Source organism: Romboutsia sp. LXY-2, assembly GCF_056171995.1.
In genome coordinates, this window is sequence record NZ_JBKFGI010000001.1 from 288,837 (window position 1) to 307,232 (window position 18,396).

Consider the following 18,396-nt stretch of genomic DNA (forward strand, 5'->3'; position numbering starts at 1 on the left):
CCCCAATTTAAAATCTATTTACTATAACCTAATTACCTTTACTACACTGCCAGCCTTAAGACCATCAGTATCTCCCATTATTTCTATTAAGCAGTTTGAGTTTATAGCTGAACTTAGCATTCCATTTCCACTTTTCTTTTGGACTATCTCTACATATTGACCATTTTCATCTGCCATTAACTTTCCTCTTAAATATCTTCTTTGAAAACTTTTTTTATTGTAGTCATTTAACAATATGGCTTTTTCATAATTAATATATATATCACCTTTTCCACTAAGCTTATCTAATGATGGCCTAGCTAATAATTCAAAGGTTGTAAGAGCAGCTGTAGGGTTTCCTGATAAACTAATAATTAATTTATTTTCGTATAAACTACACATTATAGCTGAACCTGGTTTCATATTTATTTTCCAAAATAAAATATTTCCACCTAAAGCTTCAATAACCTTATTCATATAGTCTTTATCCCCAACAGATACCCCACCTGTTGTAAGAATAACATCTACATCATCTTTTATATTAGCTATAACCTTAGCAATACCTTCTATATTATCCTTTGCATGGTTATAAAATGACACTTCATAACCGAGTTCTTTAAGCCTAGAAATTATACTATATTTGTTACTATTAAAAACCTTAGCATCTACTAGTGGTTGTCCAATTTCATATAGCTCATCCCCTGTTGTTATTAGTCCTATCCTTGGCTTTTTATATACTAAAACCTTATCTATTCCCGAGCTTGCTATTAGTCCAATATCAGCATAATCCAGTGTTTTATTTTTTTCTAATATCTTATCATTTATTTTTATGTCTTCACCTATTAAACATATATTTTCATTCTCTATTAATTTCTTATTTAGTATAATTTCTTCTTCATAACTAGTTACATCTTCTTTTTTTATTACAGCCTCTGCCCCATTTGGAATAGGAGCACCTGTCATGATTTTTATCGCTTCATTTTCTTTTATTTCACCTTTGTATGATTCACCTGCATATATACATCCAACTACTTTTAATTTATTGTTATTGCTTACTTTTACTGCATATCCATCCATCGCAGATTTATCAAATGGAGGATTATTAATATTTGAATAAATATCATTAACTAAAACTCTTCCAAGTGAATATAACAAATCAACAGTCTCATATTCCAATGAACTAATATTTTTATTTAGAATTTCTACTGCATCTTCAATATTAATTTTGTCTATCAATTTAACATTCTCCCTCATAACTTTCTTCTATCTCTATTAGATCTGCTAAGCTTTTATAGTCATCATGTCTTAATACAGTTACATCTTCAATTTGTAATTCTAGATCACTTGCTACAGCTATTAACAAATCTTTTTTGCTTATTATTTCACTACAAACATCACTTCTAAAAACCTCTATTTTTCTTAAATTACTTTTTTTATAGCCTTCAACTAAAATAATATCTTTGTCTTTCATCATTTCTATTATTTTATCTAAACTTAGCTCTTCCTCAACTTCTTTTATTATTGCCAGTCTGTTTTTTGAGGATAATACTACTGTAGTAGCACCTGCTTCACTATGCCTATATGTATCCTTGCCTTTTTTATCTATATCAAATCCATGACAACTGTGTTTTATTGTTCCTACATTATGTCCTCTGTATTTGAGTTCTTTTATTAAATTTTCTATAAGTGTTGTTTTTCCAACATTTGAACTACTTCCAATTACGTTAATAACTTTAGTCATATTACCACCTTATTGTTTATTTTCACAATTTTTACTCTCTTTTTAAGTATATATATCTTATGGTTTTTATTCAACGAACTTTATATAAAAAATTCGCTTCGCTTGAGCGACTATGTCTGCGAGCTACTTCATGTCGCCAACGTCTGCTCGGCAAGCTTTGAGCGACTACGTCTTCGAACCACTTCACATCCCGTTGCTCAAACTTAAAGTAGTTGGTATTATAAGTTTATACTACATAGACATGCTTATTACTAAGAACTATAATTATCATATATAAATAAATTCTTTTATCATAAACAGGGGGAAATCATGAAAAGAATAGACGAAAGAGATATAATGTTTTCTAGAGCAAACTATAAAAAAGGAACTGATAGTTATGATGACTACTATGCTCGTCATCCAGAAAAGAAGTCTATAGATGATAGTTTAAGAACTAGACCAAATCTTTGTGAAGAAGGTACTATGACCTATAATGAAATAAACTCAAAAATGGCAAGCACTGCCTTTGAGTTTTTATCAGATATAACCCATCTTTGTGAAGGTCCTATAGCAAATGAAAAAGTCCAAACTAACACTAAAATAATAACTAAAAGAATAAAAGGATTTGCAAAACATTATGGAGCTTGTGTAGTTGGTATTACAAAGCTCAAAGATTATCATGTCTACACTCATAGGGGAAGATTAGAGGAAAACTACGGAGAAGAAATTAATTTAAATCATAAATTTGCAATAGTTTTTGGATATGAAATGGATAGAGATTTAATAAATAGATCACCAATGCTATCAGAAGTTATTGAAACAAGTAAATGCTATGTAGGTGTATCAGTAATAGGTATGGTACTTAGTTACTTTATAAGAAGTCTTGGTTATGATGCTAGAAACCATATGGATAAAAACTATTTATTAATGCCTGTACTTGTGGCTAAAGATGCAGGTATAGGTGATATAGGAAGAAATACAATACTCACAAATAAAGACTATGGCTCTAGATTAAGGCTTGGTGTTGTTACTACTGATTTAGAACTTGAGATAGATGAACCAACTGACTTTGGCTTAGAAGATTTTTGTAATGAATGTAAAAAATGTTCTTTTTTCTGCCCTTCTCAATCTCTTACTAATGATACTAAGCATAATAATCGAGGGGAATATAACTGGACAATAAATGCAGAAAGTTGTTATACAAAATGGAGATATATTGGTACAGACTGTGGTATGTGTATATCGGTATGTCCATTTAGCCAAGACTTAGAAACTATAAAAAATACTGCCTCCTTTAAAAATAATCCACAAGCTATTAAAGATGCTTTGGATGAATATAAGAGAAAATATAAAAATAGACCTTTTGTACCTGGAAATCCAGATTGGCTCAGATAGATAATTTTCAAAGATTTTTTAAACCTAATAATTATTATTAAAATGACTACCTTATTTACTATATTTTAAAGTATGTTCTTATAAATTAATAAAAGACTTAAGTAAATATATATTTAGTTTTCTTAAAATATATATTACCTAAGTCTTTTTAATTTCCAAAAACTATTAATTTATTAATATTAATTAATCTCCTACTCCAAAGTCAGTATTGTTATATAATACCTCAACCTTTGGGTTGTTATCCAAGAATTTATATTTATCTACAAACCAAGAAACTATTTCATCATCTCTTTTAATCTCTGAAGTATTATTAACAAATACATTTATAGTAGCATGATCAAAATTATTTAAAACAATATCCATATCTTTATCAATCATATCTCTTGTTTGACCCTTAATTCCTACCATCATACAAGGAGAATCAAAATATTTCTTTAACTCTACATGATCTTTAAACTTAGCATTTTTATTTAGATATACATTTCTAAAATCATAATCAAAGCTCTCAACTCCAATTTTAAAAGTAATTGGAATACCAAAATAATCTCTCATTTCTTGTACTCTATTTCTATAGCACCAGTGACTTTCCAAGAATAAATGCTCTATATTTTTATCTTCTACTATTTCTTTAATTTTTTCTAGTGTAGATTTTGGTAATTCAAAACAGCTACCAGAATTTATAACCTCAAGTACCTTATACTTACCAGTTACATTTTCTAATACCTCAAAATTTAATTTATTTATTTCTTCCTCAGAATTAGAATTATCTAATATATAATCACAAAAACTACACTTTCCCCATACACAAGGAAACCCTTTAAGAAGAACTATTTCTCTAACATTCTTATTTGTAACTTCACTATATCTGTCCATAATATCTCCTTCTCTACTTGCCTGTCATAGACACCTTTATACTTTTAGGAAGTGCATTTACCGAAAGAGCAACAAGCGCAACTCCTACAAATTTATCTATATAATCTGTAAATACCTGTATTACAAAAACACTTAAAACATCCGGCATTCCTAGTGCTCTCATAATCTGTACAATATATGATGAACCTGAAGATGTTACTCCGCCAAATAAGTATGCAGCTATTATTGCACTTATTATTGAAGTTGGTATTGTAAATATTAACACTCCCAGAGGTGTCTTTTTACCTTCTAGGAATCCTTTGTTATACATAATCCCTGCCAGTAATCCTGTAGATATTTGTACTGGAGCAAAGTAAAGTGAGTATATATCAAAAGTCATACCACTTACTAAACTTCCACAAACACCAGTTATTACTGCATACTTTGGTCCAAGTAAACATGCTATAAGTATTGTTCCTATAGAATCTAAGTATATTGGTAATCTTAGTGTTAAAGCTATAAATGCACCTATTATATTTAAAGCTATTCCAAGTCCTATTAAGCTGATATTCCTTACATTTACGTTTTTATTCATATTATATCACTCCTTTCACAGAGTCTATAACATCTTCATATCCCCTAAATAACCTTTTAAGGAACATTTCCATAAATCTCTTCTCATCAACATCAGTTAAGACAATAGCATTTTTTTCTTTCTTGTAAAAATCAAAGCTATCAACTATTGATTGGCCCATAGCTTTGCCTTCTTCTACTACTTCAACAAAAGACTCAAATCCACTGCACATCTTTCTATCTATAAAATATGCAACTGCTAATGGGTCATTAATAACACATCCTATTATTCCCTCTTGCTCCCAATGGAAATCAATATAAAATCTTGTTATTTCTGTAATGTACTTAGCCATATCTTTATCAAGCCTATTTATAAACTCAATAATATTTGGTGTAAGTACTATCTTTCTTGTTACATCTAATCCTACCATATGAATTTTTTTAGGTAAGTTCTTGTAAACATAATCAGCACCATGAGGATCCACCCAATAGTTAAATTCTGCTACTGGTGAACAATTTCCATGAATCTTAAAAGCTCCTCCCATAGATATACACTCATCTAGGTTTTCAAAAGCTTCTTTATCTTTCATAAGGGCTTTTGCAATGTTAGTTAATGGTCCAAGTGCTATTATAGATACTTTTTCATGTTTCTTTAGTGTATCAATAATAAAATCTACTCCCCCGTCTGAAAAACCGACTCCCTCAATTTCTTCATAGAAGTTTTCTCCAACACCATCTTCTCCATGGGTATCTTGTGCTGTTACAAGCTCTCTTTTTAATGGGTATTCTTCTCCATAATATACTGGTACTTCTAACGAAGAACACATTTGAAGTGCTTTAAGAGCATTTTTTGCTCCTAATTTAGCGGGTACATTACCACTACATGTAGTAATCCCTAGTACTTCTAGCTCAGGTGAATTTAATGCTAGAAGAATTGCCAGAGAATCATCTATCCCTGGGTCACAATCGATTATTACTTTTCTTTTTTCCATAACAATCTCCTCCTCAAAAATTAATAATAAGGAGAACCTTACCACTTTTTTTGCGCACAAAAAAAGCAATATCTAAGGGTAAAACTTATATACTGCCACTATATAAATACCTTAGTTTTTTATACTTGGAGGCTCCCGAACAAGTACTAGATATAGCACATCTAGATTTCTATAATGTTTTTATAACTCATTTATTATATCATATTATATTTTAACTTTTCTACATAAATGTCATATTTTTTTATAAGCTTACCTCATCTATATTTAACAACAGGTAAGATAAGCTTACAATAATTAAATATCTTATTCATGTTAAAACTTATAAATTACTCACTTAGTTGCTCTTTTATTATCAGCAATGATTCATCCCCAGAACCTTTACTAGTATAATAACGTTCTAAGTACTTACTTGCATCTGAAGTGTTAGTTGATTCTAAGAATCCTTGTATATATGATAATGACATACTGTAATAATTTAATGTATTTAATAAAGATAGTGAAAGAGGATTTTTCTCTATATCACCACTTTCAGTTTTATGATATACACCTAATTCGTCTCTAAGATTTCTTATTTGTGATTTAATAAATGCAACATCTTTTAAAAGAGATGAATTATCTTTCTTAGTACTAATTGTGTCTAGTGAATTTGAGCTAAGTATATTTAATTGATTTGAAATACTTTCTAACTCCTTAACATAATTTTTCTCAATATCTACTTTGTCATTACTCGTAGTTGCAAACACCGTATTATAGCAATAAACATTTCTAGAATTAAAATTTAAATTAATAAATGTTATGGTTGATATAAGCATAAAAATAAGTAGTTTTTTCATTATTGTTCCTCCACGATAAAATGTTTTGCTATTATTATTTGTTATAATAACCATTAATACTCATGTACAATAAAATTTTAACTTATACGTAAAAAGATTTATCAGTTTATTATTAGAAAAACTTCTAATAAACCAATAAATCTTTTTAAATGCTTGTTTTAATTTCTTGTTATTATATCTTAGTGATGACTACATCCATCATGAGAACATGTATGAGTTGATGCAAATTCTTCAAGTTTGTTTTCTTTTAATTGTGCTATATTTTCTTCTACAGTACTTCCATTTGCTTTATATACTTTAATACCCATACTATTTAATTTAGATATTGCACCTTGACCAATTCCACCAGCTATAACACAGTCTACTTCTGTTCCTGATAATGCTTTTATTGGTTGGCACTTTCCATGTTCATGACCTAAATCACCATTTTGAAGTTTAGAAACATCTCCACTTTCTGTATCACATACTACAAACATAGGTGCTGATCCAAAATGATTAAATGGCTTACTATTTAATCCTTCATAGTTTTCTACTGGTACGCAAATTTTCATAGTTAAAACTCCCTTCTCATACAACAATTTTTTTTAGATTTACAATTAGTAGAACAATCAATATTAACATCTTTGAAAATATTGATTTTTTTCATACATTCACTAGACCCTTCTCCCAGATTTTTAATAAACTCAACACAGCTCCCAAAAACATCTTTATTGATATGATATATTACATAGTATCCTTCTTTGTATCCACTAATAATATTTGCATCCTTCAATATCTTTATATGTTGAGATACTGCTGAATCTGAAATATTTAGATGTCTAGAAATTCCTTTCTGACATATATTTCTATTTGAAACCAATAATAAAATATTAAGTCTAGTTTCATCACTTAAAGCTTTAAACAACTTTACTAGTTCTTCCATTAAATCTAATATACCCTTCCATCTACTTAAGTATTTACTTAATTAGATAATAGTCCTCTTAATTAAATAAGTCAACCACTTTTTAGAAAATAGTTTTCCAGTTCACCGTACATACTCTACCTATTCATCCATTAAGCCACGTATATCATATTTCAAGCATTATACATAGCTATTAGTTTTTCTTTATTTGTTAATTTTATTATTTAGATGAGTCAATTTAAGTAATAAAATATATTTAAGTATTATTTATACATAAATTTTTCATAAAAATTATATCTCTCTTTAGAGGAATTTGTTTTTTTTTGTAGAAATATATAATAAATAAATTTTAGGGGGAAAAACTATGGAAACTTTCAAAGCAATATCTCATTTAAAAGAAGGGGTAACAGTCGAATCATCATCAAGAAATTTCAAATTAATATTAGATGAACCAAAAGAGCTTGGGGGAAATGATGAAGCTATGAATCCTGTAGAAGCTTTGTTATGTACTTTAGGTTCTTGTCAATGTATAATGGCTAGAATGATTGCTAATAAAATGAAAGTTAATTTAGATGATTTTTATGTTGAATTAGAAGGTGATCTAGATTTAAGAGGATTAAGTGGCGTACAAGGTATTAGACCTGGATATCAAGAAATTAGAGCAACTTTCCATGTAAAATCTAACGATTCTGATGTTAAGGTAAATAAGCTTATTGATACTATTGAGAAGTTTTGTCCAGTTGGAGATAGTATAGCTAATGGTGTTAAAATAAACACAAAATACGTTATTGATAATGTATAAAAACTATAGTAAATACAGTTGATTAAAAAATATTAGATTAGTATTATTTTTTATCCTAGGTTTAAAATTAAAATCAAAAGTATATGTTAAATTAAACATTGGATAAATGAAATTTATAATCATTTAATCAAAAATGATATTTTTCACAAAAAAAGATAGCTTAACTTAGCTATCTTTTTATTAATTTCAATGCCTCTTCTTCTGGTAACGGTTTTGAAAAATAATATCCTTCGACGTAATCAATATCCATATCTTTAAGTCTTTTAAATTGTTCTTTAGTTTCTACACCTTCTGCAACAATAGGTAAATTTAGTGAATGAGAAGAATCTATCATTAGCTTTACTAATTTTATGTACTCATTTCTTAAATCCATTCCCTTAATAAAACTTTGATCAACTTTAACTACAGATAAAGGCAACTGTACTAAATAATTAAATGATGAATATCCTGTTCCAAAGTCATCTAGAGATATTTCTAGACCCATATTTTTCAATTCCTCAATCTTTTTAATGTTTTCATCTATATTTTCTAATAGAACGGTTTCTGTAATTTCTATTCCAATACAAGATATATCTACCTTTAATTTTTCAATTGTATCTTTAATGCTTAAAATAAAGTCATCATCCATAATTTGAGTAGCAGATATATTTACTGATATTACAATCTTATCTTCTCTATTTTCATTTATCCTTTTTGCAAAGTCAAATGCCTTATAAACAATATGCTTTCCAATTGCTATTATCAATTTGCTCTTTTCCATAATTTCTATAATCTTTATAGTTGGTATATTAGAATACTTTTCGTTATTCCATCTAAATAATGCTTCAAATCCCTTTATCACTTTATCTTTTGTATATTGAGGTTGATAATATATATTAATTTCATCATTCTCTATTGCATTCTTTAAGTCTCTTTCTATATTTGTATATAAGTTTTTTTCTGCTTCTAATTCTTTAGTGTATAAAACATATTGATTTTTTCCGTTTTCTTTTGCTTTGTAAAGAGCTATATCGCCTTTATTAAGTAATCTATCAATATTGTTACTGTATTTACAAATGACAGCCCCAATACTTACGTGAATTTGCTCATGATGGTTTTTGTAAGTAACTCCTTCTGAAATTTTTTTTAAAATTTCATCAGCTTTTTTACACATACTCTCTTCATCTATATTGTCATTAAATATTACTACAAATTCATCTCCACCTAATCTAAACAAGTCACCATTAGTGCATACTTCTTTTATTCTCTTTGTCAACCATACTAATGCTTCATCTCCTATGTTATGTCCATAAATATCATTAATGTCTTTAAAATTATCTATGTCAATTACCATAATACCAAGCTTTTCTATATTTAGTTTTTCATTAATTAGTTCATATAAAGCCCTTCTATTATAACTACCTGTTAGTGGATCTGTAAGAGCCTGATGCTTAATTTGTCTCTTTGCTTCTTTTAAATCCGTTACATCAATAATTACGCCACTAACCCCTATTACTTCATTTATCATTGCAAAAACAGGCGTTTTATACACCTCAATATGTCTTTTTCCTTTTATTGTTTCAATTGTTTTTACAACCTTAATAGGCTCTTTCTTCTCCATTACTTCATTATCTTCATTTTTAATTATAAGATACTCTTCTTCACTGCAAAAAGTATCCGTATTTTTTCCTATTATTTTATCTAAAATAGTATTATGATGTTCTGCAAACTTTTTATTAGCATTTAGTAACATACCATTTTTATCATTTAACCACACTGCAAATGGTATGTTATCCATAAGTATTTGTATTCTCGCATCCTTATCTTTTAAATCTGTAATATCCCTCGCTATTCCTATAGTTCCTACTACCTCATCGTATTCATTAATTACAGGAGCTTTGTATACGTTAAACTGTCTATATCCTCTTTTGCCTGGAATTATTTCATTGAATGCTACTCTTTCTCTTTTGTTCATTACCTCTAGGTCGTATTCTCTACATTTCTCATCTTTTTTTCCGTCCCAAACATAATAATCATTTCTTCCTTGTATTTGTTCAAATGTTTTTCCACAATGTTGTCGAAACTCATCGTTTACCTTTATATAGTTACTATCCTTATCCTTAAACCATACCATATACGGAGTATTATTCAAAAGAGCATCAAATTGCATATTCTTCATTTTTGAATCCTTAACAGATTTGATTATTAATATTTGATTATAAATTCTTATTGCCATAACTTCAATTGTATATGGCTTTAATATATAATCATTAACACCTAAATCGATATATTCTTGAAGACTATTAATATCTGCTGAATCTAAACAAGTAATAATATTTGTATCATATTTATAGCCATTACTTTTAATTTTTTTTATTGCTTCTAATGTTTCTTCATGTCCCATAGCTGTATCTATTAATAATAAATCTACTCTGTCATCTAAGATATCATTTACATTTGTGTAGTAATATAAGCTTATATCTTCATTACTTATTCTATTAACCTTACTAATCTCATGTAATATTTCAATAATTTCCTTTGAATCCTTAGAAAGTACAGCTATTTTTACTTTATTCATTCTTGTTGTCCTCCTAAGTAAAACTACTTTACATAAATAGGTTATACAAAAACCTATCTGAAATACAGTAATTTACCCTTTTTTATTCTTAATAACTCTGCTTTTTTAACTAAAATAATATTACCTATTTAAATCCTTTTTATCAATTAAACATTTAAAGGACTATATCAAGACTCACTTCTAAGCCTCATTATAGTCCTAATCAATGCATATATGCAACTATCTTATATCAAAACACCTCATAGCAATTATCTTCTTCATCATTATATGAGATATAACTACAGTTACCAAAGTAATTCATATTACTTTCATAAGGATTTGTGCACTCCATCTTATATGAATTATTAATAGCACAAGCCACCTCTTCAATATATCTATCACCATTATTAAATCCTAAATTATTTTCCATAGACATAACACCCACCTTTTTTTAAATATTTTTAAATTTAATATTTATTGTATTTATTCTGGGCATAAATGTCAATATAATAATTAGAATTTTCTGAATATTCTTTTATTTTTCTATGCACTTATATATATCCATTTATAAATAATAACTAACACTTACTTGCCATCCAACTTATTATTTTATTTTAGGACCTTCCCCTAAGTTTCTATATTCTGTAGAAAAATCCACGTTCAAACTTTCATTACTTTGTAAGTTATTCAAAAATGATTTTGCATCTTCTTCCATATCAAAAGGTCCAAATTGAATTATAAATTTTCCATTAGATTTCTTCTGTACCTCAAGACCAGAATAATAAAATAAATTTTCTTCTGCTATTGCTAGTTCTTCACCATATTCAAAATCTTCACTAACTACATAATAGCCTATTTTATTTATAACATCTTCCTTATTCTCTCTCAATTTTAATTGTATCATTCCTGGCTTCTTAAGTTCAGTGATATCAAAGTATATATCTTTATCAAATTCTACTGCTATTTTTCTGCTGGAATCATCTAATATCATAATACTATATACATCCTTTATAAATGGTAATTTCATTAATCTATCTTCTATATTTGTATTTTCAAATCCTCTAACTCCATTGAACGTAAATACAATAGTATATGGATATTCTCTATATTCTATATCATAACTCGGAGTATAATCAACATAATCACCATTTTTTGTAAAGTAAATATTTATACAGTCATTTTCAAGTGAGTCAAAAATAATATTATTTCCATCAGTTATAACTCCACCAAAACTACTGTTTCCTCTAATTTCTAATACTTTAACTATTTGACCAATTATAGGAACTCTTATTAATTCATTTGCAAAGGATGGAATATTTGACATTGTTGTAAGAATAAAAATACTTATTAATGCTGCTAGTGTAAACTTCTCTATGATTTTTTTCTTTTGGCTCTTCTTATTTTTCTGCCCCTTTTTTATTCCTTTATCAATATATTCATTTAAATTATCTGGAATGTTTATATCGTCGTATTCGCTAAAGTTCATACTTTGCCTCCTTGCAATATGTTTTTAATTTTATTTAATGCTCTATAATGACTAGTTTTCACAGAACTTTCAGGTTTTTTCATAGCCTTTGATATATCAGAAAATGTTAAGTCTGCAAAATACTTTAATACTAAAATTTTTTTTTCATCTTTTTTTAATTTATCTAGGGCAATATATAAATCTGTTTTTTCTTCAATATCATCATACGTATTTACAGTTATCTCTCTGTTACAATCTTCTATATGTATAATTTTCTTACTTTTTCTTAATAAATTAATAGCTTCATTAATAACTATTTTAACTAGCCAAGTATCAAAATATCTAATATCTTTAAGCTTTTCAATATCTCTATAGGCTTTATAAGTCGCTTCAGAAACAACATCCAAGGCCATAGCTTCATTTTTCACATAACAATAAGCAATTTTATAAATCTTTTCTCCATTTATTTTAATCAGCTTTTCAAAGCTGTCACTACATCCATTTTTTGCTTCTTTTATTAATATATAATAATCCAACTAATCACCCCCAAATCACCCTTATATGTATTAGACGATTTAAATGGTAATATAGTTTCATAATTATACAACTTTCCCTTAACATTTTAAGAAAATAAAATATCCCCCTTAAATATTAAGGAGGATAAATGTTATTTTTCCCAGTGTGAGGGCACATTTATATGCTTCGGCAATTTTGTTTTACTATTTCCTTTTGCCGAATTAATTTGAATTTGAGTAATAAATGAACTTTCACTTAAGTTTGCACCTCTTATATCTGTATCCCTTAAGTCTGCACCTATAAAGTTTGCATAGCTTAAGTCTGTATTGCTTAGATTTGAAGCTATAAGAAGGGCACCTTTAAAGTCAGCTCCCTTAAGATTATGTTTTCTTAAATCTTTCCCTATAAAGTCAAAACCTTTTACTTTATTTTTATTATTTTTGCTTACGTCTTTATCTATTAATTCACTTGCTTTTAATAAACATCCATTTACCTTTTGCCTATGCCTAATAACATCCAATTTCATTAGCTCTTTTGCATCTAACCTAGTAAGTGCATTTGTTTCTTTAATTATTTTCACTATATCATCATGAATACTTCTAATAGCTTTATTTTTTAAAGCACTATTAAGGTACCATAGCATTTCATGCAAACTTCTAACAATTAAAAATACTTCAAACATTTCTTTTGATAAATTTTTCTGTTCTCTCCAGTCTTTACCATTATATGTTATTTGAGCGACTTTTTGCCCTGCACCAAAACAGTCATAAATAGTGCACCCTTTAAGTCCCTTGCCCATTAAGTTACTATGTATCGAGCAACTAAAATCATTATTTAAGTTTTTACAAGGAGTTCCTGCCTCTTTATCATTTGGAAAACCATCTGTCTTAGAGAAAAAAAGAGCTACACAACAAAAACCAAAACAACTCTTGCAATCTATTTTTAAATCTTCAAACAAACTATTAAAATTTTTATCTTCACTTGTATTTATCATATATCTACCTCATATCCTAAAAGTATATATTTCATTCTAAAATTATATCATAACTATAACATTAATCAACTAATCTAGTTTTCCTTAATTTTTCCATATCCCAAATAAAATAAGCACCTATAACTTTAATACAGATGCTCATATACATATATGATTTTATTTTACAAACAACATTTTACCTTGATTTAGAGCTCATACACTGTCCGCAAAAGCTGATACTTCCTTTGAATGTGTAACTATAATAATATCTGGATTATGTGAAAGAGCTCTTGTTATAGCAACTCTTTGTTCTCTCCACCTGAAAGCTTTAAAATAGTTCTATCAGCTAAAACCTTCTTTACAAGAGTCTAATCCAGAAACTAGAGATAAGAAAGTAGTCTTTCCTGCTCCAGACTTTCCAATTATTAAATATATTTTCCCATATTCAAAATTAACATTTATATCAATGTAAAAGATATTAGCACCTCTTGATCATATATAACTTTTTTTAATAGTTATAAAAATTTTGAATATTAACATATATCCACATATTTTAATATAAATATGTGTTATATTTATTACATAGATATAATTATTATAAAGGGGTTAAGATTAGTTAATGAAAATAGTACAAAAAATTAATAAAAGCAAGTTTAAAGATTATATTATTGGGGCTCTAATATTTATCCTTTGCTTAGGTACTTTACTTACGCTTAAAATAATAGAGAATATAAACTTTGAACAATATATTGCTTCCCAATTAGATGAAACCGAAGATAAAAATTCTATTGAAGTTTTTTCTCCTAATAGTGAGTATTATGAAAACTTTATAGGTTTGTCAGCAAGTAAATTTATTAATGAGTTAGAAGCAAGTTTTTGGGAAGTAATCGATGACAAAGAATCTTATTCTACGTTCCAGAATGGTAATGGTGATGTTATCACTATCCACTACAATGAAAAAGATATTATTGAAGCTATAGATATTATGGAAATTAATTAATTATTTAATAATACTATTTAAGCGCTATGAATAAATATACTAATTAAAGAAGAAGAACCTATTAATTTTAAATTAATAGGTTCTTCTTTATATATAAATTCTTTTATTTAGTCAATATTTCAGTTTTGTCTTTTTGGCTTTCCTTCTTCTTAAGTTCATCTATATATGCTACAGCTGATAATGCTGCTATATTACCTTCTCCAGCCGCTTTAATATATTGATATGGAGTTCCAACTATATCTCCTGCTGCAAAACATCCATCTAAATTTGTCTTCATTAATCTATTAACACCAACATGGTTATCAACTATTTCTAATCCTGGAACTAGTTGCCCTGGAGATATACTATCTCTTAAAATGAATATTCCATCAGTTACTATTTCAGATTTTTTTAATACAAGCTTATTTACTAAGTTCTCACCTTGTATTTCAACAGGAATATCACGAACTATTTCTATATTACTGTCAACTTCAACCTCTTCTTTATACATTGGTATATAATAAACTTTTGATGCAATTGTTCCTATAAAATTAGCTTCTGCTTCTTCATGCTTATTATAAGATATAATTGTTACTACTTTATCCTTATAAAGTGGTGCATCACATGTTGCACAGTATCCAACACCTCTACCTAAGTATTCTTCTTCACCCTTAAATGGCTTTCCAAAGTTTACTCCTGTAGCTAATATTATTGATGTAGCTTCAAAGTTGTTTTTTGTTCCCATTAGTGCAAAATAGTCACCCATTGAATATATGTTATTTATTTTTTCTTCTGTTATCTCTATATTCATAGTTTCTAAATGTTTTGCAAACTCATCTCTTATTTCTGCTCCACTTTTACCATAAAAACCTAAGTAATTATTTACCTTATGTGCTCTAACTAATTTATTACTAATTTCTTTACTTCCAAATAATATAAACTTCTTATTTCTTATACTTGCATTTAGCGCTGCTGAAAGTCCTGCTGGACCACTACCTATTATTGCTATATCATATCTTTCATTCATAAAAACTTCCTCCTTTGTTATATCATCTGTAAATTTATTTATTTTAATAACTTTTCTATATCATCTTTTATCTTTAATGGAGATATAGTAGGTGCATATCTTTTTATAACATTTCCTTCCATATCAATCAAGAACTTTGTAAAATTCCACTTAATATCTTTAGTTATTAATGCTTTAGAATTATTTTTTAAGTACTTATATAATGGATGTGCATTCTTTCCATTTACATCTATTTTTTCAAACATTGTAAATGTTACACCATAATTTAACTGACAAAAGCTATTTATTTCTTCATTACTACCTGATTCTTGTTTTGCAAATTGATTGCATGGAAAACCTAATATTTCAAATCCACTATCTTTATATTTTAAGTATAATTCTTCTAGTTCTTTAAATTGAGGTGTTAATCCACATTTACTTGCAGTATTTACGACTAATATAGCCTTTCCTTTATACTGTTCCATCTTTATCTCTTGTCCATTCATTTTTCTAGCTGTAAAATCGTAAAATTTCATTTTAGTTCCCTCTCTAATGTTTTTATTTTTAAATAGCGACCATTTTAATTTATATAAATTTAATTTAACTCAACTGATTATATTTTAATAATATATCTGTTTTCTATTTATGTCAACAATAAAATCTATTTTTTATTGTTAACTTTAAAATATCTAGTTGTTTCTATATAATTTAATGTTAAATAAATAAAGTAGTAAAAAAGATTTTCAAATCTTTCTTACCACTTATATAATAATATCTATTAAACATTTTATCCAACTAATAACTAATATAATTATTTAATGGAGGAATATATATCTGAAAATTCAATATCTATATTCTCTACATATTTGTTATATTTTAGTGTGTTTCTATGTTGTTCACTATCTTTACAAATATTTATAGGAATTTTAATAATAAACTCACTACCTTTTCCTTTCTCACTCTTTACACCTATTGTCCCATTGTGAAGATCAACCAATGATTTTACGATGGATAATCCTATTCCACTACCTTCACTGATTTTAGTAATTCTATTGTTAACTTGCTTAAACAGCTCAAAAATATCTTCTAGCTTGTCCTCCGGTATTCCTATTCCACAATCTTTCACACTTATATACACATTTCCTTCTTTAAAAGAAAGGTTAACAAAAATTTTTCCATTCTCTTTATTATACTTTATTGCATTAGAAAGAATATTTAACATTATTCTTTCTATTTTTTCAAAATCAAATGCCATAATTTGTTCTTCTAATTCAGTATCAAAAATAAGACTAATCCCTTCAGCCTTTACATAATTTTGAACTGAGTCACATATGTTTTCAATAAACTCAACAATGTTATAGTTTGAAGGATTGTAATCAAGGCAACCTACATTTAGCCTAGTACTATCTATTAAGTTATTAACCATTTTTAATAGCCTATAACCATTCTGCTTTATAATATTCGTGTACATAATATAACTTTGACTATCTTGATTTTTTTCAATCATAAGCTCTAGCAGTTGTATAGAGCTGAATATTAAATTTAAAGGTGTTCTAAATTCATGTGATAAATTTGCAAAAAACTCCATTCTAAGTCTTTCGAATTCTAGCTCTGCTTCTTTTCTATGAGAAATATCTCTAGATATGCCTAGTACCCCTCCAACATATTGATTTTCATCTAAAAATGGTACCTTTATTGTTTCATAATGCCTTCTTCTTCCATCAATTCCAACCTTAGAATGACTTGTCATTATTGATTTTTTTGTTCTAATTATTTCCTTTTCTTCTTGTTTATACTTAGCAATTTTCTCTTTACTCGTATTTATTTCATCTTCAGTCTTTCCTATAATATCTTCTTTTGATAAGTTATTTTGAATTGCAAAAGCATCATTACAATGCCTAAAAACACCAAAAATATCTTTAACAAATATACTATCTGGTATTGTATCACTAATTAAATTAAGCATTACACCGTCTGATATTTTAGTGTCCATAAATTTACTAATTTCATTTGTATCAATAGCAAGACCTGCTATTCCAATTATTTCGCCTTTACCATCTCTAACTAGATGTATTAACCTATTTATACATCTTTTACCAAAGCATGATATATATTCTCTATATTCCGATTTGCCTTTTAATAGCTCTTGGTCTTGCTCTGTAATAATTTCTGCAACTGATTTGGGGTAGATATCAAAGTCAGTTTTGCCTTTTATGCTATCTGGCTTAATCTCTACAAACTCATCAAAACCTCTACTTATGTATATATATCTCCCATCAACATCTTTTAGCCAAGTATAAACTCCGACAGTATCTAATATTGTTTTCATACCCTTATCTAACTCTATTTTATTACTAAGCCAAACTGCAAAAACATCTGACTCAATTTCTATAATTTCAATTTCATAAAAATCATTTAACAAGCTTATATAAGCCGTAGTTTTAACTATTTCTTTATCATAATTTTTCAGATTTAAGAGTTTTTCTCTATCAAATAATAAACTTAGGTCATATGTATCATTAACATTTAATCTCTCTTTACTTAATTTTTTAAATACTTTATTATATCCTATTATTTTTATCCCACTGGACACGTCTTTAAGGTCATTGCAACTAAACCAAATACATGGTACTGGACTATGTTCTACAATTTTAAAAAACATTTCCTTTTTCATCAAATTCCCCCTCGTTTTGACCATTATTACTCTATTATATTACATTAGCACACAATATAATATGGATAATATTGATAATTGAGAATATTTACTCGACATTATTTTAAATTATAAACTTTGATTTAGACTATTTAACTATTACCAGGTAATAAGATGTATTCATATATGAATTTTTATTCACATTAATTGATTTCATTTGA

20 protein-coding genes are annotated in these 18,396 nt (G+C 27.5%); 3 read left to right on the forward strand and 17 right to left on the reverse strand.

The genetic code is table 11. The annotated features are described in order from the left end of the window. Positions 1 to 21: 21 nt before the first annotated feature. Together ACI48P_RS01315 and mobB are read right to left on the reverse strand one after the other, a co-directional pair. Entirely contained in the window at positions 22 to 1,215 is a 1,194-nt protein-coding gene (locus ACI48P_RS01315) for a molybdopterin molybdotransferase MoeA (RefSeq protein WP_475212677.1), read from the reverse strand. 1 nt (position 1,216) lies between these two features. After that, positions 1,217 to 1,720, reverse strand: coding sequence for a molybdopterin-guanine dinucleotide biosynthesis protein B (gene mobB / locus ACI48P_RS01320; protein WP_475212678.1), 504 nt, complete (start codon positions 1,718 to 1,720; stop codon positions 1,217 to 1,219). 309 nt (positions 1,721 to 2,029) lie between these two features. On the opposite strand from mobB, the gene ACI48P_RS01325 reads away from it, so the two are divergent. Further along, positions 2,030 to 3,094, forward strand: coding sequence for a 4Fe-4S dicluster domain-containing protein (locus ACI48P_RS01325; protein ID WP_475212679.1), 1,065 nt, complete (start codon positions 2,030 to 2,032; stop codon positions 3,092 to 3,094). A 183-nt stretch (positions 3,095 to 3,277) separates the two neighbouring features. Here the strand turns inward: ACI48P_RS01325 and ACI48P_RS01330 are convergent, their stop codons facing one another. The 6 genes from ACI48P_RS01330 to ACI48P_RS01355 all read right to left on the reverse strand — a co-directional run bounded on the left by ACI48P_RS01330 (position 3,278) and on the right by ACI48P_RS01355 (position 7,266). Further along, the gene (locus ACI48P_RS01330; RefSeq protein WP_475212680.1) at positions 3,278 to 3,967 is read right to left on the reverse strand and encodes a radical SAM protein; all 690 of its coding nucleotides are present in this window, start codon (positions 3,965 to 3,967) and stop codon (positions 3,278 to 3,280) included. Positions 3,968 to 3,980: 13 nt separating this feature from the next. Next, the gene (locus ACI48P_RS01335; RefSeq protein WP_475212681.1) at positions 3,981 to 4,541 is read right to left on the reverse strand and encodes an ECF transporter S component; all 561 of its coding nucleotides are present in this window, start codon (positions 4,539 to 4,541) and stop codon (positions 3,981 to 3,983) included. Position 4,542: 1 nt separating this feature from the next. Next, the gene (locus ACI48P_RS01340; RefSeq protein WP_475212682.1) at positions 4,543 to 5,511 is read right to left on the reverse strand and encodes a nucleoside hydrolase; all 969 of its coding nucleotides are present in this window, start codon (positions 5,509 to 5,511) and stop codon (positions 4,543 to 4,545) included. A gap of 326 nt (positions 5,512 to 5,837) precedes the next feature. Then, the gene (locus tag ACI48P_RS01345; protein WP_475212683.1) at positions 5,838 to 6,344 is read right to left on the reverse strand and encodes a hypothetical protein; all 507 of its coding nucleotides are present in this window, start codon (positions 6,342 to 6,344) and stop codon (positions 5,838 to 5,840) included. Between the two features lie 179 nt (positions 6,345 to 6,523). After that, positions 6,524 to 6,895 (reverse strand): NifB/NifX family molybdenum-iron cluster-binding protein, encoded by a 372-nt coding sequence (locus tag ACI48P_RS01350; protein ID WP_475212684.1) that lies wholly within the window; start codon positions 6,893 to 6,895, stop codon positions 6,524 to 6,526. Positions 6,896 to 6,897: 2 nt separating this feature from the next. After that, positions 6,898 to 7,266 carry an ArsR/SmtB family transcription factor gene (locus ACI48P_RS01355; protein ID WP_475212685.1) on the reverse strand — a complete coding sequence of 123 codons (369 nt, stop codon included), beginning with the start codon at positions 7,264 to 7,266 and terminating at the stop codon, positions 6,898 to 6,900. 343 nt (positions 7,267 to 7,609) lie between these two features. Between ACI48P_RS01355 and ACI48P_RS01360 the strand changes: the two genes are divergently transcribed. Next, entirely contained in the window at positions 7,610 to 8,047 is a 438-nt protein-coding gene (locus ACI48P_RS01360; RefSeq protein WP_475212686.1) for an OsmC family protein, read from the forward strand. 169 nt (positions 8,048 to 8,216) lie between these two features. On the opposite strand, the gene ACI48P_RS01365 is transcribed toward ACI48P_RS01360, so the two are convergent. The 6 genes from ACI48P_RS01365 to ACI48P_RS01390 all read right to left on the reverse strand — a co-directional run bounded on the left by ACI48P_RS01365 (position 8,217) and on the right by ACI48P_RS01390 (position 14,014). Next, on the reverse strand, positions 8,217 to 10,604 hold the full coding sequence (locus ACI48P_RS01365) for an EAL domain-containing protein (RefSeq protein ID WP_475212687.1): 2,388 nt from the start codon (positions 10,602 to 10,604) through the stop codon (positions 8,217 to 8,219). A 229-nt stretch (positions 10,605 to 10,833) separates the two neighbouring features. After that, positions 10,834 to 11,013 (reverse strand): hypothetical protein, encoded by a 180-nt coding sequence (locus tag ACI48P_RS01370; protein ID WP_475212688.1) that lies wholly within the window; start codon positions 11,011 to 11,013, stop codon positions 10,834 to 10,836. Between the two features lie 174 nt (positions 11,014 to 11,187). Further along, entirely contained in the window at positions 11,188 to 12,069 is an 882-nt protein-coding gene (locus ACI48P_RS01375; RefSeq protein WP_475212689.1) for a hypothetical protein, read from the reverse strand. Then, positions 12,066 to 12,584 (reverse strand): sigma-70 family RNA polymerase sigma factor, encoded by a 519-nt coding sequence (locus tag ACI48P_RS01380; protein ID WP_475212690.1) that lies wholly within the window; start codon positions 12,582 to 12,584, stop codon positions 12,066 to 12,068. Before ACI48P_RS01380 ends, ACI48P_RS01375 begins: the two co-directional genes overlap by 4 nt. 131 nt (positions 12,585 to 12,715) lie before the next feature. Then, complete coding sequence (locus tag ACI48P_RS01385) at positions 12,716 to 13,558, reverse strand: pentapeptide repeat-containing protein (RefSeq protein WP_475212691.1); 843 nt, start codon at positions 13,556 to 13,558, stop codon at positions 12,716 to 12,718. A 321-nt stretch (positions 13,559 to 13,879) separates the two neighbouring features. Then, positions 13,880 to 14,014 carry an ATP-binding cassette domain-containing protein gene (locus ACI48P_RS01390; RefSeq protein WP_475214114.1) on the reverse strand — a complete coding sequence of 45 codons (135 nt, stop codon included), beginning with the start codon at positions 14,012 to 14,014 and terminating at the stop codon, positions 13,880 to 13,882. Between the two features lie 142 nt (positions 14,015 to 14,156). On the opposite strand from ACI48P_RS01390, the gene ACI48P_RS01395 reads away from it, so the two are divergent. Next, entirely contained in the window at positions 14,157 to 14,537 is a 381-nt protein-coding gene (locus tag ACI48P_RS01395; RefSeq protein ID WP_475212692.1) for a hypothetical protein, read from the forward strand. A gap of 103 nt (positions 14,538 to 14,640) precedes the next feature. Here the strand turns inward: ACI48P_RS01395 and ACI48P_RS01400 are convergent, their stop codons facing one another. The 3 genes from ACI48P_RS01400 to ACI48P_RS01410 form a co-directional block, all read right to left on the reverse strand. Then, positions 14,641 to 15,543: an NAD(P)/FAD-dependent oxidoreductase gene (locus ACI48P_RS01400; RefSeq protein ID WP_475212693.1), complete on the reverse strand. Its 903-nt coding sequence runs from the start codon at positions 15,541 to 15,543 to the stop codon at positions 14,641 to 14,643. 38 nt (positions 15,544 to 15,581) lie between these two features. After that, entirely contained in the window at positions 15,582 to 16,058 is a 477-nt protein-coding gene (locus ACI48P_RS01405) for a glutathione peroxidase (RefSeq protein WP_475212694.1), read from the reverse strand. Positions 16,059 to 16,333: 275 nt separating this feature from the next. Then, positions 16,334 to 18,196: a sensor histidine kinase gene (locus ACI48P_RS01410; protein ID WP_475212695.1), complete on the reverse strand. Its 1,863-nt coding sequence runs from the start codon at positions 18,194 to 18,196 to the stop codon at positions 16,334 to 16,336. Between the last annotated feature and the right edge of the window lie 200 nt (positions 18,197 to 18,396).

Coding starts and splice junctions, on each gene's coding strand:
- mobB (WP_475212678.1), bottom strand. CDS start 1,720: ATGACTAAAGTTATTAACGTAATTGGAAGTAGTTCAAATGTTGGAAAA.
- ACI48P_RS01325 (WP_475212679.1), top strand. CDS start 2,030: ATGAAAAGAATAGACGAAAGAGATATAATGTTTTCTAGAGCAAACTAT.
- ACI48P_RS01330 (WP_475212680.1), bottom strand. CDS start 3,967: ATGGACAGATATAGTGAAGTTACAAATAAGAATGTTAGAGAAATAGTT.
- ACI48P_RS01335 (WP_475212681.1), bottom strand. CDS start 4,541: ATGAATAAAAACGTAAATGTAAGGAATATCAGCTTAATAGGACTTGGA.
- ACI48P_RS01340 (WP_475212682.1), bottom strand. CDS start 5,511: ATGGAAAAAAGAAAAGTAATAATCGATTGTGACCCAGGGATAGATGAT.
- ACI48P_RS01345 (WP_475212683.1), bottom strand. CDS start 6,344: ATGAAAAAACTACTTATTTTTATGCTTATATCAACCATAACATTTATT.
- ACI48P_RS01350 (WP_475212684.1), bottom strand. CDS start 6,895: ATGAAAATTTGCGTACCAGTAGAAAACTATGAAGGATTAAATAGTAAG.
- ACI48P_RS01355 (WP_475212685.1), bottom strand. CDS start 7,266: ATGGAAGAACTAGTAAAGTTGTTTAAAGCTTTAAGTGATGAAACTAGA.
- ACI48P_RS01360 (WP_475212686.1), top strand. CDS start 7,610: ATGGAAACTTTCAAAGCAATATCTCATTTAAAAGAAGGGGTAACAGTC.
- ACI48P_RS01365 (WP_475212687.1), bottom strand. CDS start 10,604: ATGAATAAAGTAAAAATAGCTGTACTTTCTAAGGATTCAAAGGAAATT.
- ACI48P_RS01370 (WP_475212688.1), bottom strand. CDS start 11,013: ATGGAAAATAATTTAGGATTTAATAATGGTGATAGATATATTGAAGAG.
- ACI48P_RS01375 (WP_475212689.1), bottom strand. CDS start 12,069: ATGAACTTTAGCGAATACGACGATATAAACATTCCAGATAATTTAAAT.
- ACI48P_RS01385 (WP_475212691.1), bottom strand. CDS start 13,558: ATGATAAATACAAGTGAAGATAAAAATTTTAATAGTTTGTTTGAAGAT.
- ACI48P_RS01395 (WP_475212692.1), top strand. CDS start 14,157: ATGAAAATAGTACAAAAAATTAATAAAAGCAAGTTTAAAGATTATATT.
- ACI48P_RS01400 (WP_475212693.1), bottom strand. CDS start 15,543: ATGAATGAAAGATATGATATAGCAATAATAGGTAGTGGTCCAGCAGGA.
- ACI48P_RS01405 (WP_475212694.1), bottom strand. CDS start 16,058: ATGAAATTTTACGATTTTACAGCTAGAAAAATGAATGGACAAGAGATA.
- ACI48P_RS01410 (WP_475212695.1), bottom strand. CDS start 18,196: ATGAAAAAGGAAATGTTTTTTAAAATTGTAGAACATAGTCCAGTACCA.